The organism is Paenibacillus doosanensis, assembly GCF_025060755.1.
Taxonomy (GTDB): domain Bacteria; phylum Bacillota; class Bacilli; order Paenibacillales; family NBRC-103111; genus Paenibacillus_S; species Paenibacillus_S doosanensis.
Window position 1 is genome coordinate 1 of the sequence record NZ_JANYUY010000015.1, and the last position, 17,093, is coordinate 17,093.

Below are 17,093 nucleotides of genomic sequence, written 5' to 3' on the forward strand. Positions count from 1 at the left end.
GGAGCCGGCGGCGGCGCGGGTTTTGCGCGTCCGCTTGGCTGCGCCTGCGGACGGGGCTTCGCCTTCGAAGGCCGTCTTGTCGGCCTTCGATTGCACGCGAACCTTATCGACGATCAGGTTCGTAAATTTCTTTACGTTGGCCATGAACGCCTCGTCCGAGGCCAACCCGCGGGCAATCTCATTGAGGCGGCGCTCCCAATGGCCGGTCATCTCGGGCGACGTCAGCAGATCGACGCCCGCCCCCCGGATCAGCTCCACCGCCGTGCGCCCCTTCTGCGTAATGACGATCCGCTTGCCCTGCATGACGATGTAGCCGACCTGCTTCAGCCGCTCGATGACGGAAGCGCGCGTAGCCGGCGTGCCTAGACCCGAATCCTTCATCGCGTCGCGCAGCTCCTCGTCCTCCACCTGCTTGCCTGCGCCTTCCATCGCCTTCAGCAGCGTGCCTTCAGTATACGCTTTAGGAGGCTGCGTCTCCTTCTCCTTGGCCGCCGTTTTGGCGCACAGGACGCCTTCCTTGGCATTCAGACTGAACGGAGTGCTGATTTCTTCCTCCGGCTCCTCTTCACCTTCCTTATCCGTCTTGCTTTTGCGTTTGGCCTGTTCCTTCTTCTGGTCTTCGTAGATCACCTTCCAGCCGAGGGACAGCAGCTGCTTGATCGTGCTTTTGAACGTTTCGCGCTCCACTTCCGTCAAGACCGTATGGACCTTGTATTCCGCCGCCGGATAGAAGTGGGACAGGAATCTTCTCACTATCAAATCGTATACGTTCTGCTCGTCCGCGGACAAGCCGCCCGCCTTTTTATGCGTCGGGAGAATCGCGTGATGGTCCTCGACCTTCGCCGGATTGCAAACCGCCCGATTGTTTTTGTGCACCAGCCGCTTGTCCGCCTGCTCCGCCAAATCTCCGTATGAAGTCCCGCGCAGCTGATCCAAGGAACGATGCATTTCGGCGATGTTTTGCTCCGTCACATAGTTCGAATTCGTCCGCGGATAACTGATCACCTTATGCTTCTCGTAGAGCGACTGGGCGATATCCAGCGTCTTCTTCGCCGAATAGCCGTATTTCGCGTTCGCTTCGCGCTGCAGCAGCGTCAGATCGTACAGCCGGAACGGATACTCCTTCGTATCCTTCACCTCATAGCTGGCGATGACGCCCGGCTTGCCTTTCAGCTTGGCCGCAAGCGCGGCGGCCTTGTCGGGATCGATCAACCGCTCCCCTTGCCACAGGCCCTTGTATTCCGTCTCGCCTTGCCGGAATAGCGCCTCGACCTCGTAAAATTTGCTGGATCGAAACGCTTCGATCTCTTTCTGCCTGTCATACAAAATCGCCAGCACCGGCGTCTGAACGCGGCCTACGGAGAGCAGCTCGTTGTGCTTCGTCGTAAACGCCCGCGAGCCGTTCATCCCGATCAGCCAATCCGCTTCGCTGCGCGCCCTGGCCGCCTTGGTCAAATTATCGTATTCCGATCCTTCCTTCAGCTCGGCAAAGCCTCTGCGGATCGTCTCCGGGGTCAAGTCGGATATCCACAGCCGTTTAACCGGATGCCTCAGCTTCAAATGGCGCTGAATAAGCGAGAAAATATGCTGACCCTCTCGCCCGGCGTCGCAAGCATTGACAAGCTCTTTGCTGCGCTTGGCCAGCTCGGCGATCACCTTTAGCTGGTCCTTCGTCTTATAATTCGGAACCAGCTTGAACGTGCCCGGAATAATCGGCAAATCGTTGAAATTCCACTTTTTATATTTATCGTCATACGCATCCGGTTCCGCCAGCCCGATCAGATGCCCGATCGCCCATGTAATAATGTACTGCTCGCCCTCAATGTAAGTACGGTGATTTTTCGCCTTCGGATCGATGGCCGCGGCGATGTTTCTCCCCATATCGGGTTTTTCGGCAATGATTAATGTTTTCAAAAATATGTTCGCTCCCTACCGTGGACAATAGTTCCCATATTCGCCATGGTAACGAAAAAATGACGATTTGTAAATCGTCATTGATCGCTTCTGCCCTGGGAAGACATTGGCATAAGCATGAATATTTTCGTACCTTCGCCCGCTTTGCTCTCGATTCGCAGGCCGTATTCCTCGCCGAACACCATCTGAATGCGGCGGTGCACATTGACGATTCCGATCCCTCCGGTAACCCGCTCCTTGCTGCCATGATCGTCGGTCAGACGGTAGGAGCTCAGCCTCTCGTTCAACTCGGCCAGCTTGGCTTCGGGAATGCCCTCTCCGTTATCCTCGACGCTGACCCAGAAGATGCCGTCCTCCTCCCCGGCGTCGACCCGGATGTAATGATGAGGCTCCACCCCCTCGGGAAAGGCATGCTGGAAAATATTTTCCACCAGCGGCTGCAGCGTAAGCCGTACCATTTTGTGCAGCAAATACTTGGGCGGCACTGCGGCGTCGATTTCGAATTCATAATCGATCCGATGCCGGAGAATGACCATATACGTAAGCACATGCTTCAATTCATTGGCCACCGTAATCTCCTCAAGATTCGTTTGCACCGAATAACGAAGCATATACGCCATCGCCTTGACGATTTCCGATATTTCGTCCGAATCCTTCAATGCCGCATAGCAGGCGATCGTCTCCAGCGTATTGTATAGAAAATGCGGGTTGATCTGCATCTGAAGCGATTGAAACTCGGCCTTTTGCCGCTCCAGCTGCGTCTCCCGATTCGTCAATTCCGCCTCGTACACCTGCTTCACCAGCTCCGACAGCCGCTTCACCATCAGGTTGTAGCTGAAGGTCAGCTCATCAATCTCGTCCTTGGGCTCATAATGATTCACCGGAATCGTGACCCAGTTTCCTTTCTCCGTCTGCCTCATGCCGTTTTTGAGCACGCGGATCGGCCGGGTAATCGATAGGCCGAACCGCTGCGACAGCCATATGGCGAGGACGAGCGTCACCAGACCGATGGCGATCGTAGTCGTGCGGATGCTGGAAATCGGTTTTTTCAGCTGGTCCAGCGGCATGGACACGACCAGCGTCCAGCCCGAATAAGCGGATTTGCGGCTGACGAACGCCTGCTTCTTATTACCCTCGCCGCCTTCGAACATCTGCGCGTCGGAGGCGCCGATCTGCTCGCGCAGCTTGTCCGGCACCATCGTTCCGATCATCTCCCGCTGCGGATGGTACACGATTTCGCCGGATTCATCCATAATGAAGAAGTAGCCTTCCTCGCCGAGATCGATGCCTCCCCACAGCGTCGACAGCTCCCTCGACTGTACCTCGAAAGCGAGAATGCCGTTAAAATTCGGCGACGACAGCCCCTTGATTTTCCGCGCCAGCGTGATCACGCTATTTTTCCGCTCCGGCAGAATCGTCGTATTCAAAGCGCTGAGCAGCCCGTTATCTTTAGTGCGCTGCTTCAGCATCTGCAGCTGCTCATGCACCTCGGGCGGGGAGAGCGGCTGGTCATATCCGCTGTTAAAGGCGAAGATCGCGTTTTCATTATAGCTGATAATATAGACGTTATTGATCTCTGGGTTGCTGATAAACAGCGGTTTAATTCCGTACGCCTTGATCGAAGAATAAAAGCTGTAATAGTCGTAGCCGTCGATCCGCGGCATATCGATAAATTGCTTTACATCCTGGTTGGACAGAAGCGAAGTCATGGCGCGATCGTAATTTTGCAAATACAGATCGGTTTGGTACATCGCGTTATTGACGATCTGCGACATATGACGTGCGCTTTGCTCGTCCAGCTCCTTGGATGCGCGGGTATACGTCACTACGCCTACGGAAGAGAGAGAGAGCACGATCACGATCAAAAAGTACGTGAGCAGCTTGCGCGACAAATTGCCCTTCATTATTTAATCCCCAATATGCTGCGGTACTCGGAAGGCGAATAACCGGTCATTTTCTTAAACATTTTCGTAAAATGCGGGTAATCCTCGTAGCCGACCTCCGCCGCAATATCGCTCATTTTCAGATGAGGGACGGCCATCAGCTTCTGCGCCAGCTCGATCCGCCTCTTAATCCGGTACTGTACGAACGTCTCGCTTGTCATTTTCTTAAACAAAGAGCTGAAATATGTCGGCGTCAAACCGACCATATCCGCCACTTCCTCCAGCGTAATTTCCTGGGACAAATGGTTGTCTATATACGATTTCGCCTCTTTCATCGGGTCCTTGTAGTTGCCGCTCCGCTTCACCGTCAGCTCGGCGGTCAGCTGTTTTAATTGACGGTCGAAGTCGGCGAAAGCCTCCTCCCGCGTAAGAAACCGTTCCTCCGATTTCTCAGGCGCAACCGTGATGGATTTGCGGGCCAGACGTTTGACCAGCATCGTAATGCATTCCTTCAGCAGCTCCTTCAGCTGCGCTACGTTCAACTCCGAGGACAGGCAGTACTGCTTCCACTGCTCGGTAAGCCGCTCCACCTCTTCCAGATTGAGCATCCAAATCGCATGCTCCACCTGCTCGATCCAATCCTCGTACTTGGTCAGCGACAAAAACCCCTTTGTTTTGGCTTTCATCAGCGTCTCCAATATATCGGCCACATCCGTTTTGGTAACGGGCTTGAGCAAATAATGCTTAACGCCGTAGGACATGCACTTTTGCGCGTATTCAAAATCGGAATAGCCGGATATAACGACAATAGGGATGTGCGCATACTGCTCATGAAGCTGCTTGCACAGCTCCAGACCGTCCATCTTCGGCATTCTTATGTCCGTAAAGATAATGTCCGGAACTTGCTCCCGGATGATTTCCAAAGCTTGAACCCCATTGGTAGCCGTCTCGATGCCGGATAACGGAAGCTCGCACTGCTCCGCCATCTTAGCGAGACCCTTACGAATAATCGGTTCGTCATCTACGATCAGTAATTGCATGCAGGAAATCCTCCTTCTCGCGAAAACGGGAAAAGCATCTACCCTTTTCGATGCCGATCCGGGTAGATGCTTATTCATTATTGATTGTTAAAGAGAGATACGCCGTCTTTCTTATTATATCGTTCCGTAGCTTCTTTAATAATCTCGTTGCCGCCTTTGGACTTGTACTCTTCGATAACTTTCGGCCAATCGGAGATCGGCTCTTTGCCGTAAATCATTTTGACCATGTGATCGATGATCAGTTTAGGGCCTGTGTCGCCGAGCGGCGTCAAGTCAGGATATTTGGAGAATGCTTTCAGGTCCGGATAGAAGCCGATACCCGGAAGACCTTCTTTGGAAAGAATCGTATCGAACGCAGTCAATGTATCTTTGCCGTCTTTGCTTTGCTCCAGCTGCAATTTGTTGTAGGTCGAGTCTTGTCCGACCCACAGCGTCGTGCGCCATCCTTCTTCTTCCGTTTCGGCTTTGTTCGTAGGCGATTTGTACTTGATTTGTCCGTTCTCCACCGTGTAGTTCTCGCCTTCAACGCCAAGGCTGAAAAATTTGGCCGCCTCGTCGGTTGTCATCCATTCGAAGTATTTCATGATGCCGGCCGCTTTATCTTTGTCTACGTTTTTGTTGATGTAGAACGTACGAACCATCGGGGAGTACAAGAAGTATCCGCCTTTGCCTTCAGGACCTTTAGGAGAAGGAATAACGTCCACTTTTGCATTCGCATCTACCGATTTAATGTTCGTTCTGAAGTTAGCCAAGCCTCCGCTGACGTTAGCCGTCCACATGCCCGATTTTCCGGCGTTAATGTTTTTGCTGTAATCCGTCGAAGAGATCGTAGCGAAGTCTTTCGGGATCAAGCCTTCGTCATACATCGTTTTATAGGTTTGCAGCGCTTTTTGCATATTCTCGACATCGAAGAACTTCGGCACCACCTGATCGCCCTGCACCTCGAACTGGTCCTTGTAAGGGAGCACGTCGAACGCGCCCAGGAACGTATCGGCGTATTTGAAATTTTCGCGCATTTGGAAAGGATTTTCTACGCCCAGCTTTTTGAACGCGCGCAGCACGTCCAAATATTCGTCGACGGTTTTCGGTACCGGCAGCCCCGTTTTCTCCAGCAAGTCGGTGCGGATGTACGTACCGCGGCGGGACGGGTTCGTCAAGTAGTCAGGAATGCCGTAAATTTTGCCGTTATACGTAACGGAATCCCATGCCGCTTTCGGCACCTTCTTCAGCAGCGTAGGCGCGTATTGTTTCAGCAGATCGTCGAGCGGTTGGAACACCCCGGCTTCTACGGAACCGGCCATATCTTTTCCTGTCGGCAAGTCAAGGCTCCCCAGAACGTCGGGAATGTCGTTGCCGGCGAACAGCACGCTCATCTTCTCTCTCTGAATCAGCCTAACATCCAGCTCCGTGTTGGTCAACTTATCCAGACGCTGAACCCACTTTTCTTTGCTCAGATCCGGTTGTTTTTGCCCGTAACCGTCGCCCGTCGTCGTCGGGAAGGAAATCGAGAATTTCAAAGGACCCGCAGGCGCTGCAGCCCCTCCGCCGCTTCCTTCCGCTTCCTTGGAACCCGATCCGCTCGAGCAGCCCGCAATGGAGCCGACCGCCAGAACAGATGCCATTACCAGGCTTACTGTTTTTTTCATATTACCCCTTCTCCCTTTAGAGTCTTGAAATCTGTTTGGTTGCGTTTACATTCGTATCATAACCTAACTGACCCTGAAGCAGAATTGCTAAAATTACGGAAGGTTGTGTTTTTTTATGATTTAATCGAACCTACCAGCATCCCTTTAATAAAATGCTTTTGCAAGAACGGATAAACCAGCATGATCGGTATGGTTGCTACGACGATAACCGCCATTTTGAGCCCTTCGGGCGAAAGATCTATCGCCGAATCCAGCGCGGAGGAGTCGGAAGCCCCGAACTGATCCGTAATAATCATCTCGCGAAGCCGCACCTGCAGCGGAATTAACGACCGGGTGTTAATATAATAAATGGCCGCCGAATACGTGTTCCAGTTGGACACCGCATACATGATGCCCATCGTCGCCATCGCCGGCTTGGACAGCGGCAGCACGATTCTCCATAGCATTCCCATCTCGCCGCAGCCGTCGATCCGTGCGGAATCGAACAGCTCGTTCGGCAAATTCATAAAGAAGGACCGCATGACGAACAAATTATATGCGCTGATCGCCGTAGGAATCATAAGCACCCATAGCGTATCCAGCATTTTAATATTTTTGAGCAGCAGGTAGTTCGGAATAAGCGGCGCATGGAAAATCAATGTAATGAGCACCATAATCAAAATGATTTTGCGACCGATATATTCCTGTCTCGACAAAGGATACGCCAGCGAAGCCGTTGCAATCAAATTGATCAGGGTACCGCCCACGGTAATGATCACGCTGTTCCGAAACGCAATCCAAATCGTCGGGTCGTTCAAAATGCTGGAGTAGTTCGCCGTCGTAAAGCTGACCGGCCAAAAGTAGACGAGCCCTTTATTAATCGCGATGCTGTTGCTGAACGATTGCGCGATCACGTGCAGCAGCGGCAGCACCATCGTTAATCCCAATAAAGTCAAAAATACGATGTTAATGACGTTAAATGTTTTTACACCTTTGCTGATAACCATATCGTTTCACCTCCATAGAACAGGCTCCTTTAATAGAGACCGTCTCCCGTAGCTTTTTTGCTGAACGTGTTGCCGATCACGATAAGCGCGAGACCGACAAGCGATTTGAACAATCCGATCGCGGTCGTATAGCTGTATTGGCGATCGACCAAACCTGCCCGGTATACGTAAGTATCCAGAATCTCCCCGTTCTCGCTATTCAGCGGGTTAAGGAAAATATAGACGCGCTCGAAGCCGAAATCGAGGAAGTTCCCCATATGGAGCAGCAGCAAAATCGTAATGGTCGGCAAAATCGTCGGCAGCGTGATCGAGAACGTCTGACGCCAGCGGCTCGCGCCGTCAATTTGCGCCGCTTCGTACAAATCCGGGTTAATCCCCGCGATAGCCGCCAAATAGATGATCGTTCCCCAACCGCTGTCTTTCCATACGCCCGATCCGATCAGGATCGTACGGATGTACGAATTATCGCCCAGGAAGTAGATCGGTTCGATGCCGAAGGTAGACAAAATTTGATTGACGAAGCCGGTTGTCGGAGACAACAGACCGACGACGATACCGCCGACGATAACCCAAGACAGAAAGTGCGGCATATATACAACCGTTTGGATAATCCGTTTATACGCCATAATCCGCAGCTCGTTAAGCAGCAGCGCCAGGATGATCGGCACCGGAAACGCAAATACCAGATCGTACAGACCGATCAATAACGTATTTTTCAAAATCGTAATAAACTCCGTGTATTCAAACATGCGTTTGAAATTCGCGAGCCCTATCCACTCGCTTCCCGTTATCCCTTTAAAAATGTTGTAGTCTTGAAAGGCAATAACCGAGCCTAACAGCGGCACGTATTTGAACAACAGGAAGAAAATAATTCCTGGAACTGAAATAAGATACAAGGCAAAATATTTACGGATAAACGCCGTCTTGGCATTGCCGGATTTAAAGTTTACTTGTACCCGATCAGAAGCTTGAATTTTGCTTGCCATACTACACCCCTCCTCTAGTTTTCGTGAAAGTTATTGTAACTAAATTGTACTTGGCGGCCGCTTGTCCAACAATGGACTGACTTGTAGTGAGTTGTGTTTTTTTACGTTTTCTCGCTTGGTTGCAATTTCCAAAGCAATTATGATATAGTATATCTCCTGTCTTTTAAAACTAGGGTTGGAACGAATGGAGGTTTATCGTCTTGGAGTCCAGTGTGCAAAGCGCTTATCAGGAAGAATTGAATCGGCTTGAGGAAACGTTTAAAGAAATTGACCGGCAGCTCGCCGAGTTAGCTAAAATTCCCCCGTACACGGGTCACGAGCATACCGAGCAGGTGCTGGAATCGATACGGGAGGGCCGGCGCCGCAATCTGGCCGTGGCGCAGTCGGAGCCTTATTTCGGCAGACTGGATTTTCAGGAGAGCGGCCATCATAATCCAACTCCCTTATATATAGGAAAGGTCGGTTTGGAGAAAGATCCGACGCTGGAGCTCATGGTCATCGACTGGAGAGCGCCGGTTGCCAGCTTGTTCTATTCCTTTACCGGCGGCAATGAAGCGGTTACTTACGATTCCCCCGACGGAATGGTCGAAGGACTCGTTTACTTGAAGCGGAACTTGGTCATCCGCAAGCAGATTTTGCAGCGCGTCGTCGACACGTTCGATCGGGCAGGCGATAATATGGCCGTCACCGACGAATTTCTGCTGTACCGGCTCGGCGAGAACAAGGACAACAGACTGAGGGACATCGTCTCTACCATTCAGGCTGAGCAGGATGCGATTATCCGTGCCGTCAAGAACAGCGCTCTTTTTATTCAAGGGGTGGCCGGAAGCGGAAAAACGACGGTCGCGCTTCACCGGCTGGCTTTTTTATTGTATCAATACCGCGATCAAGTCCGCGCCGAGCGGATGATTATATTTGCGCCGAACCGCATGTTCCTCGACTATATCTCAGGGGTGCTTCCCGAGCTCGGCGTCGGGCATATCCAGCAGACGACCTTCACGGATTGGGCGCTGGAGCTCTTGGATCACGAAGTCAAGCCCGCCGATCAGGCGCAGCGGCTGCGGCACTGGTTTCAGATCGGCGGTCAGCGGCCGACGATGGACGATTCGGCTCCGGGACGGGTCAAAGGCTCCGTGGGCTTCATGCGCTGGCTCGACCGCGCGCTGCAGCAATATGAAGCCTCGGCTGGACCGCAAGCGGATTACTCCCCTTGGGACGGTACCAAGCTTCCGGCGGCGACGATCCGCCAATGGTACGACGTCGAGAACAAGCATGAGCCGCTGATGAAGCGGCGCGAGCGGGTGTTGGCAAGAATCAAGCGGTGGCAGGAAATGGAGCTCGACAAAGTATGGGAAGTCCATCTGAAGAAAGAATATAAGAAGAAGGCCGCCCAGCGGCTGCGCGAGTATACGAAGCAGTGGACGGAATACACGCCGTTCACCTTCTACAAAGAGCTGTTGGGGCCGCAGCCCCCCGCCTACCTCTCCTCGGAACTGCTTGCGGAGCTTTCGCCCGAGCTGATACGAGAGACGCAGGCGCTGCTGAAAAAAAAGCTCGTGCAGCCGGAAGATCTCGCCCCGCTTTTATACATTCGTTCCCGGTTTTACGGCATACACGGCGAGCTGACTTTCGATCATACGGTGATCGACGAAGCGCAGGACTTTTCCCCGTTTCAGATCACTTTGCTTAACATGCATACAAGAAACCAGTCGTTTACGATATTGGGCGACTTATCCCAAGGCATTCATGCATACCAGGGCATTCACGATTGGAAGGAATTTATGAGTCTGTTCGAAGCGGAAAAAACGGCTTATTTCCAGCTGAACCGCAGCTACCGCTCGACTATGGAAATCATCTATTTCGCCAATGCCGTCTTAATGAACAGTGCGGAGAAGCCATCCGTGCTTGCAGAGCCCGTCTTCCGCAGCGGAGATCCCGTCAAGATCCGGCAGGTGGGCGAAGCCCAGCTTGCAGGACAGCTGCAGCAGGAAATGCGCCGTCTGCAGTCCGGCGAAGTCTCGACCGTCGCCGTGCTGGCCCGCACCGAGGAGCGGTGCGAGCAGCTGCACCGGAGCTTGACCGCCGAAGGCATGCAGGTTCATCTGATCGGGGCCGGACAGCAGCATTATGAAGGCGGCCTCTCGATCGTGCCGACGTTTATGGCCAAGGGGCTGGAATTCGACGCCGTCATCATTGTCGACGCCGATCCCGACCATTACTCGGCAATGCCGCAGGACGCCAAACTGCTCTACGTCGGCTGTACCCGCGCGCTGCACTCGCTTCAGCTGTGGTACGACGGCACGCCTTCCCCGTTAATCGCAAGCATACAGGGAGATTTCGCAGTAAGCGAATAGTTTTTATAATTGTTGAACAAAAAGAAACCGTTCTTGAGTCAATGGAAGTACCATCCGCCATTTACGAAAGGAACGGTTTCTTTGCGCATTTTGCAAAATCAGGCTGTTTATTTGAATGGTCTGAAGTTCATGAACATGGCCTCGGGGATGTTCGTCTGTACCTCTTTTTTAACGCTTTGATAAAAAAGCGGCCGCGCCGAACCTTTCGGTTCCAGCGCGCCGCTTCTCTTCGACTGCACTCTATTTAACCAAAGCCTGCAGCTCCGGCACTACATAAGCCTTGCCTCCGGTCAAAGCGCCGACCAGATTTTGCGCCGCCAGCATCGCCATATCATAGCGCGTTCTTGATGTCGCCGAGCCGATATGGGGCAGCGTCACTACGTTATCCATCTTCAGCAGCGGATTGTCCGGCGACACCGGCTCGGTATCGAATACATCTAAGCCCGCTCCGCGAATTTGGCCGCTTTGCAGCGCTTCGATCAGCGCCTGCTCGTCCACCGTTTGCCCGCGCGACGCGTTGATGAAGAACGCGCTCGGCTTCATCAGCTCGAAGTGCTCCTTGCGGATATAATGAACCGTCTCCGGCGTCAGCGGCGTCATCAGAACGACGAAATCCGACCTCCGAAGCAGATCTTCCAGCGCGCAGTAGCTTGCTCCGAACTTCTCCTCCGTCTCCGGCTTGCGGCTGCGGTTATAGTACAGCAGTTCCATATCAAAGCCGTGCACCGCCCGCTTCGCAATCGCTTCGCCGATCCGGCCCATCCCGATGATGCCGAGCGTCGTATGATGCACGTCGAGGCCGAACCACTGATCTTCCTTGATCGCGCCGCGTTGCCACTTCCCTTGCTTGACGAGCCGGTCGAGTTCGGCTACTCTTCTCGACGACGACAGCATCAGCGCCATGACCAGATCGGCGACCGTATCGTCCAGCACATAAGGCGTATGCGTGCCGATAATGCCTCCTGCCAACATGTCCTGGGTATGAAAATGATTATAGCCGACGGATACGGTGCTCACCGCTTTAAGCCGGGGAGCATGCGCGATCAATTCCGCGTTCACGGGTCCGGCTGATACGATTAAGCCTTCGTAATCCTTAATGACGGAGAGCAGCTCTTCCCTCGGGATAGAGCCTTGACCCTCCCATACGGTACAATCGCAATGCTCGTTCAAATAGTCAAGCACAGAATCGGGCAATTTTCGGGTAATCATTACTTTCGGTTTATGTGCCAACGCGCTTCGCTCCCCTCATTCAACGCTTTAGTTTTATTTTACGGATTCGGCGTGGACCGCCTGCTGCTGCGGGCTAAGCACTTCGTTAAGACTTCCCGAGCGGTACCCTTTCAAATCCATCGTTACATACGCATAGCCGATTTCCTTGAGCTTGGCGTGAACCGTATCGGCGACGGCGAGCATTTCGGCCAAATCCGCCGCAGGAACTTCGATTCTCGCCAAATTGTCATGCTGGCGGACTCGGACCTGACGGAATCCAAGCTGGATCAGAAAATCTTCCGCTTGGTCGATCATGGACAGCTTCAGCGCCGTTATCGCTTCCCCGTAAGGAATCCGCGACGACAGACAAGCGAACGAAGGCTTATCCCATGTGCGCAGCCCGAACCCGCGGGACATATGACGGATCTCGGACTTCTTAATCCCCGCCTCCAATAGCGGAGCTCTGACCCCTTTTTCATGAGCCGCCTGCAAGCCCGGCCGATGCTCGCCGAGATCGTCGGCGATCGCTCCGAACACGACATACTCGTAGCCCCGTGCCTCTGCGATCGGAATCAGATGATCGAACAATGAATTTTTGCAAAAATAGCAGCGGTTCGTCGGATTTTCGGCGTAACCCGGAATGTCGAGCTCGCTGGTATGAATCACTTCGTGTACGGCTCCCAGCTCTCGGGCTAGAACGATGGCTTCCTCCTTCTCCCTGACCGGATACGTCTCCGAATCGGCCGTAATGGCCAGCACCCGTTCCGGACCGAGAAATTCAAGCGCGGCTTTCAGCAAAAAAGCGCTGTCGACGCCGCCGGAAAAAGCGACGACCACTTTATCCATCGAACGGAGAATGTCCCCGAGTTTCTCATATTTTTGTTCCATGCTTTCCATCTTTGTATGCCTCCTGAAGAATTCCATGCGGAATCCGTATATCATTGATTTTCGGATACTCGATATTACTTTGCAATCGTGTGCAAAGAACTAGACGTCTACCGATGTCCTTGTAACATGCTCGGACCGGGTTCATTTCATTATAGTCTTTTTTGTGCGGCAGAAAAAGGGGTTTCATCAAGGTAAGTAAGTAAACTTTATCGGATTCCCGCACGCTCGCGGTGCAGCAGCCGTTCGAACTCCCCGATCGGAAGCGGCCGGCTGAAAAAATAACCTTGCCCGTGCGCGCAATTTTGCTGCAGTAAAAAACGCAGGTCTTCTTCCGTTTCCACCCCTTCGGCCACAACCTCCAGCTTCAGATGGTTCGCCATCGCTATGATTGTCGATACGATGGCCGCGCTGTCCGGATCGGTGCTGAGGTCGCGGATGAACGACTGGTCGATCTTTAATTTATGTAACGGGATTTTCCGCAAATAATGCAGCGAGCTGTAGCCCGTGCCGAAATCGTCCATCGATATGCGGATGCCCCAATATTTGAGCTCGTTAAGCTTGCGGATGACGCGGTCCACATTATCCATCGCCATGCTTTCGGTAATTTCCAGCTCCAGGTAATGCGGCTTCAGGCCGCTCTCCCGCAGAATGCCCAAAATATCTCCTACCAGATTATGCTTCTGGAATTGTCGCAACGACAAATTGACCGAAACGATCAGCGTAGGCAAACCGCTGTCCTGCCAGCGTTTATTTTGGCTGCAGGCCGTCCTTAGCACCCATTCGCCTATGGCTACAATGAGCCCCGTCTCTTCCGCCAGCGGGATGAATTGAACCGGGGAGATCATACCGTGCTTCGGGTGATTCCAGCGGATCAGCGCTTCCATACCGATCAGCCGGTTGTTGCGGATATCGTATTGCGGCTGGTAATACAGCTCGAATTCCTCGCGCTCCAACGCTTTGCGCAGATCGTGCTCCAGCTCCAGCCGCTGCAGCGGATCGTTCATCAGCTCGTCCCGCGTATGGCGGTACAGCCTTTGCCCCTTCTCGCGCTCCTTCGTCTGCACCTTCGCCGCGTGCCGGATCAGACTGTTCATGTCGGTACCGTCCCGTGGGTAGTGCGCGATGCCGATATTGCCCGGAATCGTCAGCTCCCGGTCGTATACGGCGTAGGGAACCATCAGCTTCTCATGAATAATCCGCGCTTCTTCCATAATAAAGTCGGGATCGGCGTCCGTCTTGTACAGTAGCGCAAACTCGTGATTGCCGAGACGGCAAATCAGATCCGCACGGCCTATCCGCCGCTGCAGCCGCTCGCTGACTTGCTTCAGCAGCAAATCTCCCCAGCTAAGCCCCAACGATTCGTTTATGATCGGAAACCGGTCCAGGCTGACCAGCATAATCGCAAAAGGGGCCGGCGGACTCTCGTTCCCTGCCGCGGCAAGCGTCTGTGTCAATTGAATTTGAAACAGAGTACGGTTGGGCAGTCCGGTAAGCGTATCGTGATAAGCCATATGCTCGATAAGCCGGGACGCGAGCTTCTGCTCGGTAATATCCTTCATGATCAAATACACGAACCGCTCTTCTTGGCCGCATACCGGAATCAGCCGCAGCATAATGCTCAGCGTATGGCCGGAACGATGACGAAACTCGAGCTCTCCCTGAAGCGTATCGCCCCGCAGCGCCCTTGGAAAATAGCCCGCGAAAGCCTCCGCTGCATCGGCCGACAGCATGGATGCGAACGGACGCAGGTTCAATGCCCGAAAATCATAGCCGGTAAGTCTGCCGCACTCCGCATTAATTTTAAGGATGTGACCGTGTGTATCCAGAAGCAGCATCGCTTCGCCGCTTAACCGGAATAATGGATGCGATGTTATAAGACCGATCGGATCCGAATCAATCATGGTGCAATCACTCTCCTACTTGCCACGCTATGTACGGTTATTATAGCATAGGTCGAACGATCCATGGCGAAAAGCATAGGAATTTGTTGAAATTTGTATTATTTCACGAACATTATATGATTTTTTGAACATAATGCCGGAAAAATACGATTGATTGGGGGAAACCGTATTCCGGCTGCCAGCGCCGGCAAATATCTTTTCAATAAAAAAACCGCCAAAGGTGGACTGCACCTCAATTGTTAGATACGATCTAACATTGGAGGCGCAGTTCATTCCCGGCGGTCCGTAAATTACAGCTGTTTGGCGATTGCGTCCCGAAGCTCGCTGTCCTCCGGCGCCACTCTGCTGGAGAAACGGCCTGCGATTTGTCCGTCCTTGTCAATGAGAAATTTCTCAAAATTCCATTTGACGTCGCCCTGCGGTTCCGCATGCTCGGTCAGCCATTTGTACAGCGGATGCTTGTCCTCTCCCAAAATCTTCACCTTATCCAGCACCTCGAAGGTGACGCCGTAATTCATGCTGCAGAACTGCTGAATTTCTTCGGCCGTTCCGGGCTCCTGGCCTCCGAAGTCGTTGCAGGGAAAGCCGAGCACGACGAGCCCCCGCTCTTTCCACTCTTGGTTCAGCTGCTCAAGCCCCTTATATTGCGGAGTAAATCCGCATTTGGAAGCTACGTTCACAATCAGCACGGCTTTCCCTTTGTACTCGTCCAGCGATTTGGTGCGGCCGTCCGCCGCGGTTACGGAAAAATCATAAATGGATGCCACCAGAATGCCTCCCTCAGTTCGATTTCTTTTATCTTAACATGAATAATGCTGGAATAAAAATCCTCGGCGGATTCGTATAACGAAAGCAATTTTGTTACAATGTAAAGGTTAAACTTTCCATGGACTACGGTTAGGAGGGCCCCTTATGAACGATATCCAATCGATCCAAAATAAATTGGAGCAAGCCATCGTGCTGCTGGAAGAACGGTTTCTGGAACGCGAGGAGCTTATTCGTCTGCTGCTGCTCGGTCTGATGAGTCATGAAAACGCGCTGCTGATAGGACCGCCGGGAAGCGCCAAATCGCAGCTGGCCCGCGCGGTTTCCCAGCTGTTCGGCGGCGGCGGATGGTTCGACTATTTATTGACCCGCTTCACGACGCCCGATGAAATGTTCGGCCCCGTCTCGCTGCAGCAGCTCAAGCAGGACGTCTACGTGCGCCAAACGGCGGGCTATTTGCCCTCGGCCGATTTCGCCTTTCTCGATGAAATTTTCAAAGCGAACAGCGCTATTCTGAATGCGCTGCTGTCGATTTTGAACGAACGCGTCTTTTTCAACGGGCGGGAGAAGGAGCAGGTTCCTCTTGTGTTTCTGATGGCCGCCTCCAACGAGCTGCCCGAGGACAACGACCAGCTAGCCGCCCTGTACGACCGGTTCTTGATCCGTTACGAAGTCGGATTTTTAAAACAAATGTCCAGCTACGAGCAAATGTTCCAGCTGCCGACAGAGCCGCTGCCTTCCCTGCTTTCGGTCAAGGATGTGGAGAGCGTACGCAAGGCGGCTGCAGCCGTAACCATCCCGGAGACGCTCATCTATATGCTCTACCGGTTGAAAACGGAAATGGAAACGAAGGAATTTTCCCTCTCCGACCGCAGATGGCGCAAAATCGGAGAAGTATGGAAAACGTCCGCTGCGCTTAACGGCAGAAATACCGTCAACGTATGGGACACCGTATATACGCCGCATATGCTGTGGGATTTCCCCGAGGATTTGCACGTGCTTCAGGAGCTGTTCCAGAAGGAGTTTCAGGAAGCGCTCAAGCAGGAATCCGAACGCGAGCTGCCGCTGCGCGCCTACGATCAAACGGCCAAGCACTGGCTCGGCATGGAAGACGAGCTGCATTCGTTTCAGTTCAAGAAGGAAGTCGGGGGCCGCATGAGCCAGGAAGCCCAGGAACAGATGAAGGATAAGCTGGAGAGCTGCCGCATCGAGCTGGAGGAAACGGCAAGAGCCTTGCGCGGCAAGCTCGTACAGTGGCAGCAGCGGGAAAAGGATTTGCCCGGTTATATCCGCAATCAAAACTTTCTGCTGACGCAAACCGACCGCTTCGCGGTCAAATATACCCATCTGCGTATCCAGGGAGAACGCATTCTCCAGACGCTGCAGGGACTGTACCGGACGCTGTTCGACCGCGAAATTCCAGGCGTCCAGTACGATTACACGCTCTAGGAATCTGTCCGACGGAGTACATCAGACAGACTCCTAGTAGTCTGCTGAACAAACGGCCCTCTCAATCTATTT

General features: G+C 53.0%; 12 protein-coding genes. 2 read left to right on the forward strand and 10 right to left on the reverse strand.

Annotated elements, in window-relative coordinates; genetic code table 11:
* The 6 genes from N0M98_RS12870 to N0M98_RS12895 form a co-directional block, all read right to left on the reverse strand.
* Positions 1-1,914 (reverse strand): DNA topoisomerase 3 (locus tag N0M98_RS12870; RefSeq protein WP_259618110.1); only part of this gene is annotated, 1,914 nt, incomplete at its 3' end.
* A 77-nt stretch (positions 1,915-1,991) separates the two neighbouring features.
* Positions 1,992-3,818, reverse strand: a complete 1,827-nt coding sequence (locus tag N0M98_RS12875; protein WP_259618111.1) for a cache domain-containing sensor histidine kinase — start codon at positions 3,816-3,818, stop codon at positions 1,992-1,994.
* Positions 3,818-4,837 carry a response regulator transcription factor gene (locus tag N0M98_RS12880; protein WP_249863781.1) on the reverse strand — a complete coding sequence of 340 codons (1,020 nt, stop codon included), beginning with the start codon at positions 4,835-4,837 and terminating at the stop codon, positions 3,818-3,820. The genes N0M98_RS12875 and N0M98_RS12880 overlap by 1 nt, the downstream gene beginning before the upstream one ends.
* 77 nt (positions 4,838-4,914) lie before the next feature.
* Complete coding sequence (locus N0M98_RS12885) at positions 4,915-6,483, reverse strand: type 2 periplasmic-binding domain-containing protein (protein WP_259618112.1); 1,569 nt, start codon at positions 6,481-6,483, stop codon at positions 4,915-4,917.
* 113 nt (positions 6,484-6,596) lie between these two features.
* Positions 6,597-7,469: a carbohydrate ABC transporter permease gene (locus N0M98_RS12890; RefSeq protein ID WP_259618113.1), complete on the reverse strand. Its 873-nt coding sequence runs from the start codon at positions 7,467-7,469 to the stop codon at positions 6,597-6,599.
* Positions 7,470-7,498: 29 nt separating this feature from the next.
* Positions 7,499-8,455 carry an ABC transporter permease gene (locus N0M98_RS12895; RefSeq protein ID WP_259618114.1) on the reverse strand — a complete coding sequence of 319 codons (957 nt, stop codon included), beginning with the start codon at positions 8,453-8,455 and terminating at the stop codon, positions 7,499-7,501.
* Between the two features lie 200 nt (positions 8,456-8,655).
* Between N0M98_RS12895 and N0M98_RS12900 the strand changes: the two genes are divergently transcribed.
* On the forward strand, positions 8,656-10,809 hold the full coding sequence (locus N0M98_RS12900) for a HelD family protein (protein WP_259618115.1): 2,154 nt from the start codon (positions 8,656-8,658) through the stop codon (positions 10,807-10,809).
* A 240-nt stretch (positions 10,810-11,049) separates the two neighbouring features.
* Here the strand turns inward: N0M98_RS12900 and N0M98_RS12905 are convergent, their stop codons facing one another.
* The 4 genes from N0M98_RS12905 to N0M98_RS12920 form a co-directional block, all read right to left on the reverse strand.
* Complete coding sequence (locus N0M98_RS12905) at positions 11,050-12,018, reverse strand: 2-hydroxyacid dehydrogenase (protein WP_249863786.1); 969 nt, start codon at positions 12,016-12,018, stop codon at positions 11,050-11,052.
* 54 nt (positions 12,019-12,072) lie between these two features.
* Positions 12,073-12,915 (reverse strand): ATP-dependent sacrificial sulfur transferase LarE, encoded by an 843-nt coding sequence (gene larE / locus N0M98_RS12910; protein ID WP_249863787.1) that lies wholly within the window; start codon positions 12,913-12,915, stop codon positions 12,073-12,075.
* Between the two features lie 197 nt (positions 12,916-13,112).
* Positions 13,113-14,807: a putative bifunctional diguanylate cyclase/phosphodiesterase gene (locus N0M98_RS12915; RefSeq protein ID WP_249863788.1), complete on the reverse strand. Its 1,695-nt coding sequence runs from the start codon at positions 14,805-14,807 to the stop codon at positions 13,113-13,115.
* A gap of 290 nt (positions 14,808-15,097) precedes the next feature.
* On the reverse strand, positions 15,098-15,574 hold the full coding sequence (locus N0M98_RS12920; protein WP_249863789.1) for a glutathione peroxidase: 477 nt from the start codon (positions 15,572-15,574) through the stop codon (positions 15,098-15,100).
* Between the two features lie 145 nt (positions 15,575-15,719).
* Here N0M98_RS12920 and N0M98_RS12925 point away from each other — a divergent pair, with 145 nt between their 5' ends.
* The gene (locus tag N0M98_RS12925) at positions 15,720-17,021 is read left to right on the forward strand and encodes an AAA family ATPase (protein ID WP_259618116.1); all 1,302 of its coding nucleotides are present in this window, start codon (positions 15,720-15,722) and stop codon (positions 17,019-17,021) included.
* Positions 17,022-17,093 lie beyond the last annotated feature (72 nt).

Coding starts and splice junctions, on each gene's coding strand:
- N0M98_RS12875 (WP_259618111.1), bottom strand. CDS start 3,818: ATGAAGGGCAATTTGTCGCGCAAGCTGCTCACGTACTTTTTGATCGTG.
- N0M98_RS12880 (WP_249863781.1), bottom strand. CDS start 4,837: ATGCAATTACTGATCGTAGATGACGAACCGATTATTCGTAAGGGTCTC.
- N0M98_RS12885 (WP_259618112.1), bottom strand. CDS start 6,483: ATGAAAAAAACAGTAAGCCTGGTAATGGCATCTGTTCTGGCGGTCGGC.
- N0M98_RS12890 (WP_259618113.1), bottom strand. CDS start 7,469: ATGGTTATCAGCAAAGGTGTAAAAACATTTAACGTCATTAACATCGTA.
- N0M98_RS12895 (WP_259618114.1), bottom strand. CDS start 8,455: ATGGCAAGCAAAATTCAAGCTTCTGATCGGGTACAAGTAAACTTTAAA.
- N0M98_RS12905 (WP_249863786.1), bottom strand. CDS start 12,018: ATGATTACCCGAAAATTGCCCGATTCTGTGCTTGACTATTTGAACGAG.
- larE (WP_249863787.1), bottom strand. CDS start 12,915: ATGGAAAGCATGGAACAAAAATATGAGAAACTCGGGGACATTCTCCGT.
- N0M98_RS12915 (WP_249863788.1), bottom strand. CDS start 14,807: ATGATTGATTCGGATCCGATCGGTCTTATAACATCGCATCCATTATTC.
- N0M98_RS12925 (WP_259618116.1), top strand. CDS start 15,720: ATGAACGATATCCAATCGATCCAAAATAAATTGGAGCAAGCCATCGTG.